This window comes from Lactobacillus sp. PV034 (assembly GCF_014522305.1).
Lineage (GTDB): Bacteria > Bacillota > Bacilli > Lactobacillales > Lactobacillaceae > Lactobacillus.
The window spans coordinates 1,493,667-1,512,353 of the sequence record NZ_CP041982.1; the positions used below are offsets into that span (position 1 = coordinate 1,493,667).

At 36.3% G+C, this 18,687-nt stretch carries 17 protein-coding genes and 1 other annotated feature; of the genes, 13 read left to right on the plus strand and 4 right to left on the minus strand.

What is annotated here, in order from left to right; translation table 11 throughout:
- Positions 1–35: 35 nt before the first annotated feature.
- The 4 genes from FP432_RS07575 to FP432_RS07590 all read right to left on the minus strand — a co-directional run bounded on the left by FP432_RS07575 (position 36) and on the right by FP432_RS07590 (position 5,421).
- Positions 36–956, minus strand: coding sequence for a hypothetical protein (locus tag FP432_RS07575; RefSeq protein WP_265488711.1), 921 nt, complete (start codon positions 954–956; stop codon positions 36–38).
- Between the two features lie 211 nt (positions 957–1,167).
- Positions 1,168–2,925, minus strand: a complete 1,758-nt coding sequence (locus tag FP432_RS07580; protein WP_265488712.1) for a 1-deoxy-D-xylulose-5-phosphate synthase — start codon at positions 2,923–2,925, stop codon at positions 1,168–1,170.
- Positions 2,926–2,999: 74 nt separating this feature from the next.
- Positions 3,000–4,238: an MFS transporter gene (locus FP432_RS07585; protein ID WP_265488713.1), complete on the minus strand. Its 1,239-nt coding sequence runs from the start codon at positions 4,236–4,238 to the stop codon at positions 3,000–3,002.
- Positions 4,239–4,374: 136 nt separating this feature from the next.
- Positions 4,375–5,421 (minus strand): polyprenyl synthetase family protein, encoded by a 1,047-nt coding sequence (locus FP432_RS07590; protein WP_265488714.1) that lies wholly within the window; start codon positions 5,419–5,421, stop codon positions 4,375–4,377.
- 159 nt (positions 5,422–5,580) lie between these two features.
- Between FP432_RS07590 and rpmG the strand changes: the two genes are divergently transcribed.
- From rpmG to FP432_RS07655, 13 genes are all read left to right on the plus strand, one after another.
- On the plus strand, positions 5,581–5,730 hold the full coding sequence (rpmG, locus tag FP432_RS07595; protein ID WP_117117537.1) for a 50S ribosomal protein L33: 150 nt from the start codon (positions 5,581–5,583) through the stop codon (positions 5,728–5,730).
- A 5-nt stretch (positions 5,731–5,735) separates the two neighbouring features.
- Positions 5,736–5,906: a preprotein translocase subunit SecE gene (gene secE, locus FP432_RS07600; RefSeq protein WP_265488715.1), complete on the plus strand. Its 171-nt coding sequence runs from the start codon at positions 5,736–5,738 to the stop codon at positions 5,904–5,906.
- Between the two features lie 89 nt (positions 5,907–5,995).
- Positions 5,996–6,547, plus strand: a complete 552-nt coding sequence (gene nusG / locus FP432_RS07605; RefSeq protein WP_265488716.1) for a transcription termination/antitermination protein NusG — start codon at positions 5,996–5,998, stop codon at positions 6,545–6,547.
- A 126-nt stretch (positions 6,548–6,673) separates the two neighbouring features.
- On the plus strand, positions 6,674–7,099 hold the full coding sequence (rplK, locus tag FP432_RS07610; protein ID WP_117117543.1) for a 50S ribosomal protein L11: 426 nt from the start codon (positions 6,674–6,676) through the stop codon (positions 7,097–7,099).
- A 100-nt stretch (positions 7,100–7,199) separates the two neighbouring features.
- A complete protein-coding gene (gene rplA / locus FP432_RS07615) occupies positions 7,200–7,892 on the plus strand; it encodes a 50S ribosomal protein L1 (RefSeq protein WP_265488718.1) in 693 nt (230 codons plus the stop codon).
- A 141-nt stretch (positions 7,893–8,033) separates the two neighbouring features.
- Positions 8,034–8,678: an amino acid ABC transporter permease gene (locus tag FP432_RS07620; protein ID WP_265488719.1), complete on the plus strand. Its 645-nt coding sequence runs from the start codon at positions 8,034–8,036 to the stop codon at positions 8,676–8,678.
- A 1-nt stretch (position 8,679) separates the two neighbouring features.
- A complete protein-coding gene (locus FP432_RS07625; RefSeq protein ID WP_322555888.1) occupies positions 8,680–9,318 on the plus strand; it encodes an amino acid ABC transporter ATP-binding protein in 639 nt (212 codons plus the stop codon).
- A complete protein-coding gene (locus FP432_RS07630; protein ID WP_265488721.1) occupies positions 9,318–10,100 on the plus strand; it encodes an amino acid ABC transporter substrate-binding protein in 783 nt (260 codons plus the stop codon). The genes FP432_RS07625 and FP432_RS07630 overlap by 1 nt, the downstream gene beginning before the upstream one ends.
- Before the next feature lie 34 nt (positions 10,101–10,134).
- Positions 10,135–10,258 (plus strand) — a sequence feature (ribosomal protein L10 leader region).
- Between the two features lie 39 nt (positions 10,259–10,297).
- Entirely contained in the window at positions 10,298–10,798 is a 501-nt protein-coding gene (rplJ, locus tag FP432_RS07635; RefSeq protein WP_265488722.1) for a 50S ribosomal protein L10, read from the plus strand.
- A gap of 42 nt (positions 10,799–10,840) precedes the next feature.
- Positions 10,841–11,203: a 50S ribosomal protein L7/L12 gene (rplL, locus tag FP432_RS07640; RefSeq protein ID WP_117117553.1), complete on the plus strand. Its 363-nt coding sequence runs from the start codon at positions 10,841–10,843 to the stop codon at positions 11,201–11,203.
- A gap of 108 nt (positions 11,204–11,311) precedes the next feature.
- Positions 11,312–11,944 (plus strand): Rpn family recombination-promoting nuclease/putative transposase, encoded by a 633-nt coding sequence (locus FP432_RS07645; protein WP_265488723.1) that lies wholly within the window; start codon positions 11,312–11,314, stop codon positions 11,942–11,944.
- On the plus strand, positions 11,934–12,278 hold the full coding sequence (locus FP432_RS07650; RefSeq protein ID WP_265488724.1) for a hypothetical protein: 345 nt from the start codon (positions 11,934–11,936) through the stop codon (positions 12,276–12,278). The genes FP432_RS07645 and FP432_RS07650 overlap by 11 nt, the downstream gene beginning before the upstream one ends.
- 363 nt (positions 12,279–12,641) lie before the next feature.
- Positions 12,642–18,449, plus strand: coding sequence for a mucin-binding protein (locus FP432_RS07655; protein WP_265488725.1), 5,808 nt, complete (start codon positions 12,642–12,644; stop codon positions 18,447–18,449).
- Positions 18,450–18,687: the final 238 nt, after the last annotated feature.

Genomic DNA, 18,687 nt, shown 5'->3' on the forward strand with positions numbered 1-18,687 from the left:
AAAAACGATATTCACAAGTGAATATCGTTAGTAGTCTATTTTTTATTAATAAAGTCGTAAGTAACTTTACCATCTTTGGCAGTGTAAAGGGTACGATTTTTGTTATCAGGATTTACGATAACAATTGAAACACCATCAAGTGAATCAGACATTGTTGTTAAGTGATCCGTTAACTCATTCCAATCATCTGTATCTCCATCTACAGCTTCATGGATGATTTGACGCATACCGCTGTCAGAATCAGATTGATCAGTATTAATCATGATAGCCTTTTTACTCTTATCATAAGTAACAGGGGTATCATTTTTAATAGCGGTTTGAATATCACTAGCAACTTCCTTGTAGTCATCATCGTCAAAAGTGACATCATCGGAATCATTTGAATCACTGTCATTTGAGTCAGAATCATCATCTTTATCTAAATCAGTGTAATAGTTTGCAAGTTCCTTATTAACCTTAAAAGTTGTAGTCTTAATTTTTGCTTTATTGATAGCTTTTCTTAAGGCTGCGGTTAAAGTTTCTTGATCAAATTTTTCATCATAACCAGTCACAGCAAAAACTTTGAACTTTAATTTTGTGTCTTTTACGTTAAGATCTTTTGTTTCTTTAACTAGTGGAAATAAATCATCAATTTTAAAATTAACTTTTTTGTTTTCTACACGAGCGTAAGTGTAGCCATCACTATCATCTGAAGAAGCAACATTATCGTTGATAGAATAATCTGCTCCAGACTCTGACTTGGCAAGAACTTTTGCGCCATCAGGGGCTTGAGTCTTAGCTTTTAAGATAAGATCTCCTTCTTTAGATTTAATATTAGTAATAGTAACTGGGTAGACTTTTAAGCCCTTGTATGCAGTGTAAGGCTTTGCTTGTTCCTTTTTAGCACCACAGGCAACAATTAAAAAACAAGTCAATAATCCTAAAAGACCTACTAGAAGTGCTTTCCCTTTTTTCATAAATATAAATATCCTCATTTCATCTTAAATTTTGCTCTTCTAAGTGTATCGAAGATTGTTATCGAATACAAGCAGATATTTATATAGCCTTATGAAAAGCTTAGAAATAATACATTCATAAAAAATATCATATGTTATTAAAACTTATAATTTGATAAGTAAATATAAAAAAGGAGACTCAAAATTGAGTCTCCTTTGATTAGTATTTTAATTAATCAAGAATATTCTTAATGTCTTGAGTAAGGTGATCCACAGTTATGTGATTACGTTCCATAATATCTTTAACTGGTTCTTGATCAGTATAAACGCGGTCTTGACCATAGTTCAAAACTTTAACAGCTTGGTCACCTAAGTAAGAAGCAACTTTTTGACCAAAACCACCATCTAAAGCATTATCTTCTAAAGTAACAATTACTTCACTATCGTGGGCTAGGTTATCGAGTGCATCCTTGTCCAAAATATTAGCTGAAAGTGGGTTAACTAAAGTTGCTCCTAATTGTTGAGCAACTTCACTTGCTAGACCGAAAAAGTCTCCCAAACCAATAATTGTAATTTTAGGATTCTTTCCTGAAGTAATTTGATACTTGATCTCATCGTAGTTCTTGATTGTTTTAGCATCGTCACCTTCAGGAACAGATTTAGTTGGTAATTTAATTGCAATTGGGTGCTTACGTTGACTTAAAGCCCATTCCATCATTGCTTTTTCTTCAGCTAGAGTAGTAGGGGCCAAATAATTCCAGTTAGGTAAGTTTCCGACCATCACTTGATCAAAAATACCTAGGTGGGTCTTTGATTGAGAAGAAATTCCACCGTTACCAACTATCATAACGACTGGTAAGTCATTGGCAGCAACATCATGGGATAATTGATCAAAAGCACGTTGTAAGAAAGTGGAGTTTTCAAAGAGAATTGGGACGCCACCTTCTTTAACGCTACCTGCAGCAAAAGCTACTGATTCTTGCTCAGCAATACCAACATCTTTGTAGTTATCTGGATATTGCTTTTTAATTTCACCGAGTCCAAAGACACCTGGAATGGCAGCATTAATTGCTAAAGTTGTTTTATCTTTTTCAATTTGTTTTTTAGTAACATCTAAAGCCACACTAGTTGCATTAGGTAATGTAGGTGCTGGCACAGTAGTTTTATCGGTCTTTAAGTCAAAAGGTAATACCCAGTGGTGGGCTTCTTCATCATCAATGGCTGGTTGATAACCTTTACCTTTAAGAGTATTGATATGTAAAACAACTGGATGATCTAAGTCTTTAACTTTTTCAAAAGCAGCAATCATTTTTTCTATGTCATTACCGTTTGCTTCATAATAATAGTCAAAGCCCATAGCAGTAAATGGATTTTCTGGTGTTTCGCCATTACTGTCTCGTAATTTCTTGAGGGCAGTAACTACACCACCAACATTTTCATCAATGGACATTTGATTATCATTAATGATGGTTAAAAGATTATGTTTTTCAACGGCAGCATTATTTAAACCTTCAAAGGCTAAGCCACCAGTTAGAGAACCATCACCAATTAAGGCAGCAATCCTTTCATGTCCACCTTTTAGATCACGGGCCTTGGCTAAACCAGTAGCTAAGGCGATTGAAGTTGAGGTGTGACCAATGGCAAAGTAGTCATAAGGACTTTCTTCTGGATTGGTGTAAGGCGTAACATCTTCATAATGTTCAGGATCAAGCCAGCCAATAGCACGCCCAGTTAACATTTTGTGTGGGTATGTTTGGTGAGATACATCCCACACAATCTTGTCGTTGGGTGCATCAAAAACGTAATGGTAGGCAATTGTAGTTTCTACAATACCTAAATCAGGTCCTAAGTGCCCACCTTCAACAGAATCTTTTTCAAGAATTAAGGTTCTAATTTCTGAAGCGAGTTGTTTTAATTGTTCAAGATTTAATTTCTTTAAATCTTTGGGACTATGAATTTCGTTTAATAAAAAATCAGGATGTTGATTCATAAGATACCTCCTAAAATAAAAAGCTTACTTTTTAATTGTAAGTCAAAAAGTAAGCTTTGGAAAAATAATAAAACTTAATTAGTCAAATCAATTTCAGATTGTTTGCTTTTTTGAGATTTTAAAGTTAAGAATAAAGCAATAAAACTAATCAGATAAGCAAGGGCATTAATCCACCAGCCCAAGTTATAGCTAGCGGTTTTATCAAATAATAAACCATCAACATAAACTGAGATTGACATGGCGAAGGCACCTAGCATATTAATAATAGAAAGAATATTACTATAATCTTTGGCACCGAATTCGTCGCGTATCAAGTAAGGAAGTGCCACTAGGCAAATACCTTGTCCTAACCCTAAGATAAAGGCAGCCCCAATCAAAAGATTGCCATTATTTAAAAAGATTTGTCCCAGCCAGCCGATCATGCCAAACAATGAGTAGCAAAAGAGCACTATGCGGGCATTGAAGCGATCAAGAAGATAACCAATTGAGATTTTGCCGGCAGCGGCCCCAAGCATTAAACCAGAGACCACTGTGGCACCAGTGGTTAACGGTAAGCCAATATTAACGATGTGGCCGGAAATATGTTGGACAGAACCTGATACATATTGCAGAACAATCATTGCAAGTGCAATTGCATAAAAGACCGGCATTTTAAAAGCTTGACGAAGAGTAAAGCCACTATTTTCAAGTTTTTCTTGCTGCTGGACTTTCTTTTCACCATACGCAAGATGTTTATCGTTAGGCTCACCTTGTAAAAATAAAGCGGTTGGGACTAAGATAATTAAAATTAATAACCCTTCAGCCAAATAACCACTACGCCAACCGTTGTTTGTGATGATGCCAGCAATAATTGGGTTAAAGAAGGTACCACCGACCGCTGATAAACCAAGGGCAATTCCCATCACCGTCCCCAGCTTTTGGTTAAACCAGTTACCTAATAAGACCGGAATGGATAAAGTAATAGCAATTGGTTGGCAGATACCAATAATAATCCAAGCAACATAGAAATGAATCAAAGAATGAGCCTGGGTTAATGACAACATGCTGATGGCGATTATAGTAAAACAGCCAGTCAATAACCAGCGTAAATTAACTTTGCTCATAATTTTACCAGCGAAGATTAAAGTAATAGCAGCTGCGGCGTTTTGGAATGTTCCCATCAAAGAGACACTAGCACGCCCAACACCAAAACTTTTGCTAACGGGTTCAAAAAATAAACCAATTGTGTTTACCAATAAGCCAAAGCCAATAATCGAGATTAAGCAGGTAGCAATAAACACCCACCAAGGATAAATACTTCTTTTATTATTCAACTTACAATTCTCACTTTCTAAAAGTTAGTCTTGCTAATTATATTTAAAATTACTTAAAAAAAGTAAAAAAGTATTTAAGCTTTAGATTTTCTTTAAAATATAAAAGAGCAAGCTTAAGCTTGCTCTTGACTGGGGATTAATATTTTCGATCTAGTAGCTGATGGGTTAGACTTTCAATTTGCTGGCGTGCTTGTGTATCAGGCCAGTGCTTTTGTAAGTGCTCTAGTGCCTTGAGTGTATATTGATCAGCTAAGCTACTTGCTTGTGTGATACCACCATGTTCTTTAACTAAACGATCAATTTCTTGTAGTTGGGTTGTAGTTAAATCTTTGCCCTGGGCGACTAAATTATGTAACGTTTGTTCGTGATCATTTTGTAAGGCGAAAATTAAAGGAGCAGAATAAACGCCGTCTTTTACATCTAGCAATACTGGCTTTTTAAAATCTTTTGCACTGGTAGTGTAATCCAAAATATCATCGCGAATTTGGAAAACTTGGCCTAAATATTCACCAAATTTTTTGGCTTGGAGAGTTCGCTTAAGATTAGCTCCACTTTCAAAACTACCTAATAAACAAGCTAGACCAAATAAAACGCTGGTTTTACCTTTAATATGTTCTAAATATTGTTCAATAGTAATATTAGTGTCGTAAGTAAAATTATATTGCTCGGTCTCGCCAAGTAATATTGCCTCCATGGTTTCACTGTCTCTTTGTAAAGTAGAAATGTTTTTAGTGTTTGAACTCAAAATATTTAGAGAAACAGCAAAAAGATAATCGCCGGCATAAACGGCAATATGTTTACCATATTTTGCTTGAATTGAAGCTTGACCATGACGCATATCTGATTCATCAATAATGTCATCATGAATTAAAGTTGCGTTATGGAGCATTTCAATTGAAGCAGCAATGTTGAGTAACTGCTTGTGCTTAAACTTGGCTTTTTTATTAAATTGACTAAAAAGCATGACAAAAGCTGGTCGCAGCATTTTGCCGGGAACGGCAAATGTATCATATAGCGCTTGCCCCATAATGCCATTAACGTGACTAATATGCTTTAAGATAATCTTATTAACAGCTATCATATCTTTTTGAATAGAAGGGTATTCATCCCAAAACGCGAATTTTTCCTTGTCAGGGAAGATAATTTTATTATCACTATTTTTAAATGAAGAAAGTTTGATCATTATAATTTTCCTAAGTTTTGTTAAATTTTCTATACTTTAAAGTTTACACTAGAATTTGTTTGAACTATAATTATTTGGCAATTTTAAGTGAAATATTTTAAAGAGATTGATATTATTGCCTATTTTTGGTAGTATTATTCACAGTTTAGGAGTGATTTTATGGCAGTAAAAAAAGCAGCACTTGCTTGCACTGAATGTGGATCACGCAATTATTCTATTACCGCAAGTAAAAATAGAACTTCAAGACTAGAATTAAAGAAATTTTGTAAGCATTGCGGCAAACAAACATTGCATAAGGAAACGAGGTAAGCTTAATGTTTAAGTTCTTTAAGAGCGTTGGACATACAATGAAAGAAGTTACTTGGCCAACTTGGAGACAAAATAGAAGAGATACAGGAATGGTTATTACTGCATCAATTTTATTTGGTTTGTATCTTGGCTTATTAGACTTACTTTTTTCTTTCCTCGTGCAAACATTCTTTTAATCACAAGTGTGTATGTTATAATAATGATAACAACAGAGACCTCCAGTGGGGGTTTTTTATTTTGCAAAAATATTTAAGGAGTTAAGACAATGGTAGAAACCAGCAAGAAACAATGGTACGTTTTACATACTTATTCAGGCTATGAAGATAAAGTTAAAAAAGATCTTTTATCACGTGCACAATCTCTAGGGATGCAAGATTACATTTTTAGAGTCATTGTTCCTGAAGAAGAAAAGACCGAAACTGTTCGTGGCAAAAAACAAGAAGTAGAAGAAAAAGTTTTCCCAGGTTATGTTTTGGTTGAAATGGTAATGACTGATGAAAGCTGGTTTGTGGTAAGAAATACTCCAAACGTAACTGGTTTTGTGGGAAGTCATGGTGGTGGATCAAAGCCTTCACCATTGTATGAAGATGAAATTAATCGTATTTTACGTTCACAAGGTCAACCAGCCAAGCGTCCAGATGTAACTTATGAAGTTGGTGAAACTGTTACTATTACTGATGGTCCATTCAAGGGCATGAGTGGTAAAGTAACTGGGATTGATGATGACAAATACAAGCTTACTGTTTCAATTGATATGTTTGGTCGTGAAACTAATGCCGAATTAGACTACGATCAAGTTAAGAAATTCGAGGCTTAAGTCAAAATTGATATTGTAAAAAATGTAAGTTGATGGTACTATATCAGAGTATCTTTATTATTGTGGGAGGAGAAGAAGGAAAATTCTCCATTATAACCGCATCACGGAATCAAGGAGGTATTGACCGTGGCAAAGAAAGTTATTAACGTAGTTAAGTTACAAATCCCTGCTGGTGCAGCAACTCCTGCACCTCCAGTTGGTCCTGCATTGGGTCAAGCTGGAATCAACATCGTTGGTTTTACTAAGGACTTCAATGCACGTACTGCTGATCAAAAGGGTATGCTTATTCCTGTAGTTATTACTGTATATGAAGATCGTTCATTCGAATTCATTACTAAGACTCCACCTGCAGCAGTTCTTTTGAAGAAGGCTGCTAAGGTTGACAAGGGTTCTGGTGAACCTAACACCAAGAAGGTTGCTAAGGTTACTAAGGCTCAAGTTAAGGAAATCGCAGAAACCAAGATGCAAGATCTAAACGCTGCAGATGTTGAAGCTGCTATGCGCATGATTGAAGGTACTGCTAGAAGCATGGGCTTCGAAGTAGAAGACTAATAAAGTTTCTAGGAACGTCGGATCGTTAATCAAAGTTAACGAATCAAGGTGGGAGAGTTTATGAGAACTTGTTTGACCACATTTGCAAGGAGGAAATCACATGCCAAAGCATGGTAAAAAATATTTAGAAGCAGCAAAAAAAGTTGATTCAACTAAATTTTATTCAGTAGATGAAGCTATGAAGTTAGCTAAAGAAACTTCATACGCTGATTTTGATGCAACTATTGAAGTTGCTTACAACTTATCAGTTGATCCAAAGCAAGCTGACCAACAAATTCGTGGTTCACTTGTTTTGCCTAACGGTACTGGTAAGACCCAAAAGGTTATTGTATTCGCTGAAGGTCCACAAGCTGAAGCTGCAAAAAATGCAGGTGCAGATGAAGTTGGTTCAGATGAATTAGTAGAAAAAGTTCAAAACGGTTACTTAGACTTTGACGTTGTTGTTGCAACTCCAATGATGATGGCTAAAGTTGGTCGTTTAGGTCGTGTATTAGGACCTAAAGGTTTAATGCCTAACCCTAAGACTGGTACTGTTACTATGGACGTTGAAAAGGCAGTTAAGAACGTTAAGGCTGGTCAAGTTGAATACCGTGTTGACAAGCAAGGTTTAATTCACGCACCAATCGGTAAGGCTTCATTTGAAGCTGACAAGTTAGCTGAAAACTTTAACGCTTTACGTGATGTTATTGTACGTGCACGTCCTGCTTCAGCAAAGGGCCAATACATTAAGAGTGTTGCCGTATCAGCAACCTTTGGCCCTGGTATCCACTTGGATCCATTAAACTTAGACTAATTATTTTATGATAATTATCAAAAAGAACTCGCCGTGGGTGAGTTCTTTTTTTGTTTAAGGTGGAGGTTGTCAAGTTAAGGATGCTTATAATAAAATATAATTTTAGTTGTAGACAAATTTGAATTTAATAAAGAGGTTCCAGTGATTAATTATATTATTAGTATCTTACCTTCACTTTTTTCAGGTGCTTGGTTAACTTTAGAGATCTTTTTTTGGACAACTGTTCTAGCTATTCCTTTAGGTATTATTGTTGCCCTAGGTTTACTGTCAAAAATTAAACCTTTAGAAGTAATATTACGTTTTTATATTTGGATTATGCGTGGAACTCCACTCTTATTACAATTAATCTTTATTTTTTATGGCTTACCAACTGTCGGGATAGTTTTTCCCCGTTATGAATCAGCTTTAATTGCTTTTGTAATTAATTATGCAGCTTACTTTGCAGAAATCTTCCGTGGCGGCTTACAAGCAATTCCTAAGGGACAATTAGAGGCAGCTGAGGTGTTAGGCCTATCTTCTTGGCAAAGATTTCATCGAATTATTCAACCGCAGCTATTTAAAATTGTTTTACCTTCAATTGGTAATGAATTAATTAATTTGGTTAAGGATTCAAGTTTGGTATATGTAATCGGCTTATGGGACTTACTTCGTGCAGGTAATGTAGCTACAGCACGCGACGTATCTCTAGTGCCACTCGTTTTGGTTGGTATTTTATACCTAGTCTTAACTGGAGTTTTAACTTTTATCTTAGCTAAAGTGGAGAAAAAATATAATGCCTGGAAATAAAATATTAGAATTAAAAGATATTAATAAATCATTTGGCTCACGTAAAATTATACAGAATTTGGACTTAAGTCTTGATCAGGGCGATATTTTAAGTATTATTGGACCCTCAGGTGCAGGTAAGACAACTTTGCTAAGAATGATTGCTGGGCTAGAAGTCGCTGATAGTGGGCATTTTTATCATAATGGTAAAGAATTTGATCCAACCGATCGCAGCGAACATATTGTTGGCATGGTTTTTCAAGACTATAATCTTTTTCCAAATTTAACGGTGATGGAAAATATCACTTTGGCACCTATTAATGTCAAAGGCTTAAACAAAAAAGAGGCCGAACAGCAGGCTCAAAAAATAATTGATGAGTTAGATTTAGCTGAAGTGGTAAATGCATACCCTTATCAACTTTCTGGTGGGCAAAAACAGCGAGTGGCGATTGCTCGCGCTTTGGAAATGCAACCAGCAATTCTTTGTTATGATGAACCAACTTCTGCCCTTGATCCAGAATTAGTAGGGAAAGTAAAAGATATTTTCTTTAAATTAAAAAAGAGTGGTATTACTCAGATTGTAATTACCCATGATCACCAATTTGGAAAGGCAGTTGCAGATAAGATTCTTGAAGTTGGCAAGCTTAAAGGGGATAAGTAATGAAAAAGAAGTTTTTATATCTGATTCTATTTTTTTGTAGCTTAACCTTACTGAGCGCTTGTGGTGAACGAACCAACTCTTGGCAAGCAATCAAAGAACGCAAGACCTTGGTTATTGGAATTGATGATAGTTTTGTGCCCATGGATTTTAGGGAGAAAAATGGTAACTTAGTGGGCTTTGATGTGGATTTAGCCAAAGCAGCTTGTAAAAAATTAGGGTTAAAACCCCAATTTCAGCCAATCGATTGGGATATGAAAGAAACCGAATTACGTAATGGAACCATTGACGTTATTTGGAATGGCTATACTAAAACTAAGGCGAGAGCCAAAAAGGAAAGCTTTACTGAACCATATTTAAAAAATAAGCAAATTTTGGTTACTAGAAAAACTGAGCATATTAAGAATTATCAGGAAATGAAAGGCAAGATACTGGGGCTGCAGACTGGCTCTTCTGGTGCTGATGCTTATGATACTTATCCTAAAGTACTTAAAGATCGAGTTGCCAGTACAGTACAATATGATAACTATAATGATGCCTTCTTAGATTTAAAGGCTGGCAGGATAAATGGCTTATTGATTGATAGCGTTTATGGTGATTACTATTTAAAACATACTAAGGACGGCAATGACTTTAGCAAATCAGTGCTGCCTTATCCAAGTGAAGAATTTGCCATTGGGGTCAATAAAAAAGATAAAACATTGACTAAAAAATTAAATTGGGCCTTGAATGAATTAAAAAAAGATGGAACCATTAGTCGCTTAGAGAAGAAATGGTTTAATTAGCTGTTGACTTTTACCAGCATTCCTAGTAAAGTAGTTAACGAAGTAAATTCTACCTAAGACTCGGGTGGCGTAAGCCTTAATATCCCGCCGAGGCCAGAAAAAGAACGAGTTTTGTCACTCCACGTCTCTTTTTGGCGTGGAGTTTTTTATTTCGGCAGATAGAATTTATCTGAATAAGTATTTTGGAGGTGAATTCATTGAGTAAAGCTGCTATTGCTGCAAAGGAACAACTTGTCAACGATTTCGCAGAAGAACTTAAGACTGCTAAGGCTATCTTAGTAATTGATTACTTAGGTTTAACTGTTGATCAAGTTACTAACTTACGTAAGGATCTCCGCGATTCTAACGTTAAGATGAAGGTTATGAAGAACACTTACTTAAGACGTGCTGCTGAAAAGGCTGGTATCGAAGGTTTAGATGATACTTTTGTAGGTCCAACTGCTATTGTTTACACTGCTGATGCAGATGACATTACTGAACCTGCTCGTATTGTTTCTAAATACGAAGATGATATCGACGTATTATCTATTAAAGGTGGTATGCTCGAAGGTAAGGTTGCAAGCCAAGACGAAATCAAGAAGCTTGCTTCTATCCCAGGTCGCGAAGGTTTACTTTCAATGCTTCTTTCTGTATTGCAAGCACCTGTTCGCAACGTTGCATATGCTGTTAAGGCTGTTGCAGATTCTAAAGACGAATAATAATTTCGTAAATTTAAACTATATTTTTGGAGGAAACTTATAATGGCTTTAGATACTGAAAAGATTATCGATGCTTTAAAAGATGCATCAATTCTTGAATTAAACGACTTAGTAAAGGCTATCGAAGATGAATTTGGCGTTTCAGCTGCTGCTCCAGTTGCAGCTGCAGGTGCTGCTGGTGGTGACGCTGGTAAGACTGAATTTGACGTTGAATTAACTGACGTTGGTCAAGAAAAAGTTAAGGTTATCAAGGTTGTACGTGACATCACTGGCCTTGGTCTTAAGGATTCAAAGGACCTTGTTGATGGTGCTCCTAAGAACCTTAAGGAAGGCGTTTCTGAAGACGAAGCTAACGACATCAAGGCAAAACTTGAAGAAGTTGGTGCTACTGTAACTGTTAAATAGTTATAGCCTTTCTTGTAAAAGCTCCCCGCTCGGGGAGCTTTTTTGTTTTGAAATAAAACCACCTAATTTTTTGTAATTATTATTAGTAATTATGAAAAGGAGAGTTTTATGATTAAACCTTATTACGGTTTTACTAACGACGTTGTCTTTGGTTGGGTAATGGATAATAAAGAATTTTGTAAGTATTTAATACAGATTATTATTCCAGAACTCAAGATTAAAGATATTGAATATTTAAATCGTCAACATGATGTCAGCACACCCGATGCTAGTAGAGATGTCCGCTTAGATATTTTAGTAAAGGACACAAAAGATAGGTTATATGATATTGAGATGCAGGTGGCTAAGGAAAAAGATTTAGGGGCTAGAATGCGGTATTATCAATCTAAAATTGATAGTTATGCTTTACGTAAAGGAAAAAGTTTTCATGAATTAAAAGAAAGCTATGTCATTTTCCTGTGTGATTTTGATCCTTTTGGTTTTAGAAGATTACGTTATAGTTTTTCCAATTATGAAGATGAATTAGGCAAAGAATGTAAGTTGAATGATAAAAGCAAGCGTATTATTATTAATTCAAAGGGAAAAGATCAAAAAGTTAGCAAAGATTTACAGGCGCTAGTTGATTTAATGAATGGAAAGCCGAAGAAGCTTAACAAGCATTTTGATTATGCCATTAAGGAAATAGAGAAAATAAATGCAAGTCCAGAGAAGAGGAGAACGATCATGACGTTTGAAGCTTAACAAGCATTTTGATTATGCCATTAAGGAAATAGAGAAAATAAATGCAAGTCCAGAGAAGAGGAGAACGATCATGACGTTTGAAGAGAAGCTGAATGAAGTCAGATACGAGGGGATGGAGAAAGGCAAGGCTGAAGGTATAGCCGTTGGCGAAAGAAGAGGCATAGCTGTTGGTGAAAGAAAAGGTAAAGCCTTAGGTAAAACCGAAGCGGTTGTGGAAACATATTATGAATTAGGCCAAAATAGACAAGCAGCGCTATCTGCAGTTAAAAAGCTAAAATTAATTTCAGATCAAGAAGCAGAAGAGCTAGTGAATAGGATATATGGCGAAGAATAATAACGAGAAGTGAGCGATTAGAACTTTCTTCTCGTTTTTTTATAAGGAAAACTCTGTAAAATAGCAAAGTTGAGGTTATTTAATAACATATACTTTCGAAATAACTTATATTATTAAAAAATAAAAAACAACGTAAATTTAATTAATTTTGAAATATTTTTTAGGAGATTTGCCACTCTGTGTTATGTTTAAAAAGCTTAACAGCAGCAAGTTGGGGGGGGGCACGAAACCCACTATTAACTGATTTATAAAAAATATCAATCTTATTAAAATGTTATTTATTAGGTATTGCTTATATAAATAACATCAGTTATATTTAATTTGCTTATTAAATTATTAGACATTATAAATCGGAGGACAAAGATGGTTTCAAAAAATAATAAGGTGAAAAAGTTTGAACAAAGTGCTCAACGCCAAAATCACTTTAGTATTAGAAAATTAACTGTAGGTGCTGCCTCAGTTTTACTAGGTACCTCATTATACTTTGGTACCCAAACTAGCCAAGCGCATGCTGCAGTTGAGAGTGAAAGTGATGTTAAGACTACTGAAGTTGCAAAGAGTGAAGCACCAGCAAGCTCTGCGGCTGCAATGCCTGCAAGTGCAGCTAACCAAGCAAGTAGCGCAGCAATTTCAAGTGTAGCTAGCTCAGCTGTATCTAGCGCAGCAAGTCAAGCAAGTTCAGCAGCATTAAGCAGTGCAGCAAGCGATGCTACAACTTCAAGTGCTGTAGACAAGAAGTCAGAAACCACTACCCAAGAATTCAAGATCAACAAGGATGCAAAGAAAGTTGATTCTAAGAAGCTTGAAAATGCTTTAAAAGAAAGTAAAGCAGCAACTACAGATTCAACTTCAGGTGTAAACCCACTTAGTGTGTTAGAAGATTATGATGACGATAACTGGGATGGTACAGAATATCCAGGTCAACCAGGTGAAGATGGTGTTCCAGATGTATGGCAAAAGAAATATCACGTTAAAATTACAATGATTAATGCTTTAACTGGTGAAGTAATGGATCCAAAAACATCTGGAGATCCAAAGTTCTTTGTAGGTCAGTACTATAATAATACAGGTGTATATAATAGAGACGAATTAGCAATTGATTCTGCTGGTGACTTTGCAATAGCTCCATATGGCTGGAAACTTTTAAATCCAGAAGAAGTAGCCAAGAATTTCCAAGTGTTAGATAGTGACATCGTTATGCCGGATGATATAGCAGGCATGATGAGTTATCCTCAAGGATCAGTGATTGCTAAAAAGGGTAATGTTATCTTAAAGACAATGAATGATGTCGATATGACTCTTTACTTTGCACCTATTTCGCCAGTTGAAATTAAATATGTTGCTGAAGAACAGGATGAAAATGGTAATACTGTTGAAAAGAATTTAATTACCTATACTATTGATAATTCAAATACCTTTGGAACTTATACAAATCCATGGCCAGGTCAAGAAACTACAGATGTTAATGGTATACCAATTCCGTTGGGAGATACACCAATTAATGCGTACGCATTGCATATTCCTGGATTTGATTTAATTGGAGATGCAACATGGTCTGGAGTAGATACTCAATCTAAAACTAAAGACGGTACTAATCCAGTTGTGGTTACCTTTAAATATAAGAAGAATAGTCAAAATGAAGATTCTAAGAGTTTGACTGGTGGAGCCCTTATTCCTTCAGATGCAACTGAAACTATTGGCGGCGGTGAAGCTATATTTAATCTTGATTACGATAAGTATCGAAACTATAATGCACCAATTAATGCTACTTTTGGGGAACAATATCCAGGTGCATCAGAAGCTCTTGCAAAGTTAATTGAGCAACAAAAGAAACAAGGATGGACAACATTAGCGGACTCAGGCCAGTATAAAGCTGATGAAGTTCCACTTGCTAATGCAATGACTGGTAGAAGAGATTTAACAAACAATCAAGCTGTTACAGTTCACTATGTGGATCAAGATGGTAACAAGTTAGCAGATGATGTAATTTTAGCAAGTAATCCAAACAATCCAGATCAAACTAATCAAGGTGTAAATCCAGCAGAAAACTGGTATCCAGAAGGTGACTGGACTGCTCCTCAGAAGAAGATTGATGGTTACCATGTAACAAAGACTTATGGTGAAGATCACGGTAAATTCATGCCATGGGCTTACGAAGTAACTTTTGAATATGCAAAAGATGCTACACCTGAAGAAGCTAAGATTACTGTAAATTACATTGATCAAACTGATAACAATAAAGTTCTTCAAACTGTACCAATTCAAGGTACTATTGGTTCAGCAATTAAGTATGATCCAGCTACTACTATTAAAGCTTACGAAGGTGCTGGTTATGAATTAGTATCAAACGGCTTTACTGAAGCAGGTAAAGAATACAGTGATGCTAACAACGGTAAGTCTTACGACATTATCTTCAAGCATGGAACTCAACCTGTAAACCCAGAAAATCCAGGTGCAGGATACACTAAGACTCAACTTCAAGATGAAGTAACTCGTACTATTACTTATGTAGGTGCAGAAGATGCATCTCCTAAGACTGTAACTCAAAATGTTAAGTTTACTGCTGCAGGTACTATGGATAAGGTTACTGGTAAGTTAGTAACTCTTAATGCTGATGGAAGCATTGCCAATGAAGATGGTAAGTTAACTTGGACTCCAGATTCTGCAACTCTTGATGGTGTAAACTCTCCAGTTGTACCAAATTACCACGTAGTAAGTGTAAGCTCAGATTCTAAAGATGGTGTAAATGTAGATCCAATTACTGTGAACCATGATAGTGTTGATAGTACTGTAGTTGTTAAGTACGCACCAAATGGACACATTATTCCAGTTGATCCAGATGGTAACGAAATTCCAGGTGCACCTCACCCACAATACCCAACTGATCCTAAGAACCCAGCTGGTGTTGTACCAAACGAACCAACTCCAAACGTACCAGGCTACACAACTCCAACTAAGGAAATTACACCTGAAGATCCAGGTAAGGATACACCAGTTGTGTACACTAAAAATGAAGGTAAAGTACCAGGAGATGCACCTACTGTAACTAACCCAGAAGCAGCAGTAATCACTGTAAATTACATTGATCAAACTGATAACAATAAGGTTTTAGCTTCTGAAAAATTAGCCGGTGAAGATGGCTCAGCTATTGATACCAATAGTGTAGACACTAAGATTGCTGATTACGAAAACGAAGGTTACGTATTAGTATCAAACGGCTTTGAAGCAGCAGGTAAGGACTTTACTACTGCAAATAATGGTAAGACTTACGATGTTATTTTCAAGCACGGTACTGAACCAGTAAATCCAAATCACCCAGGTAAGCCAGGTGAACCATTAAATCCTAAAGATCCAGAAGCAAAATTCCCAGATGGAACTGCTAAAACTGATCTTGAAAAGACTGTAACTCGTACTATTACTTACGTAGCAACTGGTGAAGAAGCTTACATTAAATTAGCAAACGGCGAACACAGAGCTATTCCATTTAATACACCTAAGACAGTAACTCAAGATGTTAAGTTTACTGCTGAAGGCATTATTGACAAGGTAACTGGTAACTTAGTAACTGTTGATGCAGCTGGTAATATTACTAGCCAAAATGGTAAATTAACTTGGACTCCCGAAGATGGTACTCTTGCTGGTGTAAACTCCCCTGTAGTTGATTCTTACCACGTAGTAAGCGTAAGTGCTGATTCTAAAGATGGTGTAAATGTAGATGAAACTACTGTTAACCATGACAGCAATAACATTGATGTTGTTGTAACTTATGCTGCAAATGGTCACTTTATTCCAGTTGATCCAAATGGAAACCCAATTCCAAATGTTCCAGTAGATACTCCACCATACACTACTGATCCTAAGAATCCAGCAGGTGTAGTTCCAAACGAACCTGTACCAAATATTCCTGGTTACACTCCAAACACACCAACTAAGACTCCAGAAGATCCAGGTAAGGATACTCCTGTAACTTACACCAAGAATCCAGAAGCAGCTGTAATTAATGTCAGATACATTGATCAAACTGATGACAATAAGGTTCTTGATTCTACCGCTTTAGCTGGCGAAATTGGTTCAGCAATTGATGCTAAAGGTGTAGACACTAAGATTACTAATTACGAAAACGAAGGTTACGTATTAGTATCAAACGGCTTTGAAGCAGCAGGAAAGGACTTTACTGATACTAACAATGGTAAGACTTACGATGTTGTCTTCAAGCATGGTACTGAACCAGTAAACCCACAACATCCAGGCAAACCAGGTGAACCATTAAATCCTAATGATCCAGAAGCAAAATTCCCAGATGGAACTGCTAAGACAGATCTTGAAAAGACTGTAACTCGTACTATTACCTACGTTGCTAATGGTGAAGCAGAAGATCATAAATTCGTTGCACCTAAGGCAGTAACTCAAAATATTAAGTTTACTGCTGAAGGCATCATTGACAAGGTAACTGGTAACTTGGTAACTGTAGATGCTGCTGGTAATATTACTAGTCAAGAAGGTAAGTTGACTTGGACTCCAGAAGATGGAACTTTAGAAGGTGTAAACTCACCAGTAGTAAAATACTACCACGTAGTAAGTGTAAGCACTAATTCTAAACATGGTGTAAATGTGGATAGTGTTACTGTTAACCACGATAGTAAGAATATTGATGTCGTAGTAACTTACGCACCAAATGGTCACATTATTCCAGTTGATCCACAAGGAAACCCAATTCCAAATGTTCCAGTTGATACTCCTCCATATCCAAATGACCCAACTAACCCATCAAAGGTTGTACCAAATGTACCAGTTCCTGTAATTCCTGGTTACATTCCAGATATTCCAGAAGTTCCTGGTAAGGATCAAACTGTACCAACTCCACCAAACCCAAGTGACAATAAAAAGGTTACTTACATTAAGCAAGATAACCCACCAGTTGTAAATAATGACGAAGTAGCTGGTGTAGTATCTTACATTGATGATACAACTGGTAAAACTTTAGATACTGTTACCCTTGAAGGTAAAGTAGGCGAAAAGATTACTTACACTACTAACTCAACTATCACTAAGTACGAAAATGAAGGCTACGACTTTGTTTCAAGTAACTTTGTAAATGGTGATGAAACATTTACTAATGGCAGCAACGTCTTTGAAGTTCACTTTAATGAAGGTACTGTACCTGTAAATCCACAAAACCCAGGTAAGCCAGGTGAACCATTGAACCCTAATGATCCAGAAGGTAATGGTCCTAAGTACCCAGATGGCACTGGTGAAAAAGATCTTAACAAGACTATCACTCGTACTATCAAGTTCGTTGATAACAACGGTAAGGAAGTAGCTAAGAGTATTACTCAACCAGCTCACTTCACTGCAAGTGGTGTGCTTAACAAGGTAACTGGTAAATGGGTAACTCCATTAACTTGGTCACCAAAGGGTGAAGACTTATCATCAGTTAACGTACCTGTTGTTGAAAAACAACACGTAGTAAGCATTGATAAAGATGGTAATGGCTTAACTTCAGTTAAAGGTGTAACAGTAACTGTTAACGATAGTGACTACACCGTAACAGTAACTTACGCACCAAATGGTCATATTGTACCGGTTGATCCTAATGGCAACCCAATTCCAAATGCACCACAACCACAATACCCAACTGATCCTAAGAACCCATCAGGTGTAGTACCAAATGAACCAGTACCAGACGTACCAGGTTATGTACCTGCACCACACGCACCATCAACAGTGACTCCACATGATCCAGGTGAAAATACTCCAGTTCCATATGTACCAGTTGAACCAGGTAATCCTGAAACACCAACTGATCCAAACCCAACACCACAACCACATCCACAACCAACTCCAGATGTAGAAATTCCGGACGAACCAACTCCAGAAGATCCAAGCATCGATGTGCCAATGCCACATCCACAAACACCTGAAGTACCAGAAGAACCAGAAGGCAATACTCCAGCACCACATGCAAGTGTTCCAGAAGAACCTGTAAGTGTAAAAGAATTACCAGCAGTTCATGCTAACAAGGTTAGTGAAGATGTACCAATGCCACACGCAACTCAAGAAACTTTACCTCAAACAGGTGAAAAGACTTCAGTTGTAGGCTTAATTGCCGGAGCTCTTGCTTCAATATTAGGTGTAATCGGATTAGCTAGTCGTCGTAAGGAAGACAAGTAATTTAAAGTCATATTATTTCTAAAAAAACTAATCGTCTAAAAAAGAGATTCCGTAAGGAGTCTCTTTTTTGTATATATACTTAATATATTATTTAAAAAATATGAAACAACGTAAATTTTAAAAATATTGAAGTTTTTATTTTAATTATTTATTAGGGTGTTATTTAATAACCGTCGCTAAGCTCTTAATAGTCGTTAGATAATCGTTACATAATTAAAAGACGACTTTGAAATTAGTT

What these genes read in the sequence shown, in the direction of transcription:
- FP432_RS07575 (WP_265488711.1), bottom strand. Translation starts at nt 956, where the DNA reads ATGAAAAAAGGGAAAGCACTTCTAGTAGGTCTTTTAGGATTATTGACT.
- FP432_RS07645 (WP_265488723.1), top strand. Translation starts at nt 11,312, where the DNA reads ATGATTAAACCTTATTACGGTTTTACTAACGACGTTGTCTTTGGTTGG.
- secE (WP_265488715.1), top strand. Translation starts at nt 5,736, where the DNA reads ATGTTTAAGTTCTTTAAGAGCGTTGGACATACAATGAAAGAAGTTACT.
- rplA (WP_265488718.1), top strand. Translation starts at nt 7,200, where the DNA reads ATGCCAAAGCATGGTAAAAAATATTTAGAAGCAGCAAAAAAAGTTGAT.
- FP432_RS07590 (WP_265488714.1), bottom strand. Translation starts at nt 5,421, where the DNA reads ATGATCAAACTTTCTTCATTTAAAAATAGTGATAATAAAATTATCTTC.
- FP432_RS07580 (WP_265488712.1), bottom strand. Translation starts at nt 2,925, where the DNA reads ATGAATCAACATCCTGATTTTTTATTAAACGAAATTCATAGTCCCAAA.
- FP432_RS07630 (WP_265488721.1), top strand. Translation starts at nt 9,318, where the DNA reads ATGAAAAAGAAGTTTTTATATCTGATTCTATTTTTTTGTAGCTTAACC.
- nusG (WP_265488716.1), top strand. Translation starts at nt 5,996, where the DNA reads ATGGTAGAAACCAGCAAGAAACAATGGTACGTTTTACATACTTATTCA.
- rpmG (WP_117117537.1), top strand. Translation starts at nt 5,581, where the DNA reads ATGGCAGTAAAAAAAGCAGCACTTGCTTGCACTGAATGTGGATCACGC.
- FP432_RS07655 (WP_265488725.1), top strand. Translation starts at nt 12,642, where the DNA reads ATGGTTTCAAAAAATAATAAGGTGAAAAAGTTTGAACAAAGTGCTCAA.
- rplL (WP_117117553.1), top strand. Translation starts at nt 10,841, where the DNA reads ATGGCTTTAGATACTGAAAAGATTATCGATGCTTTAAAAGATGCATCA.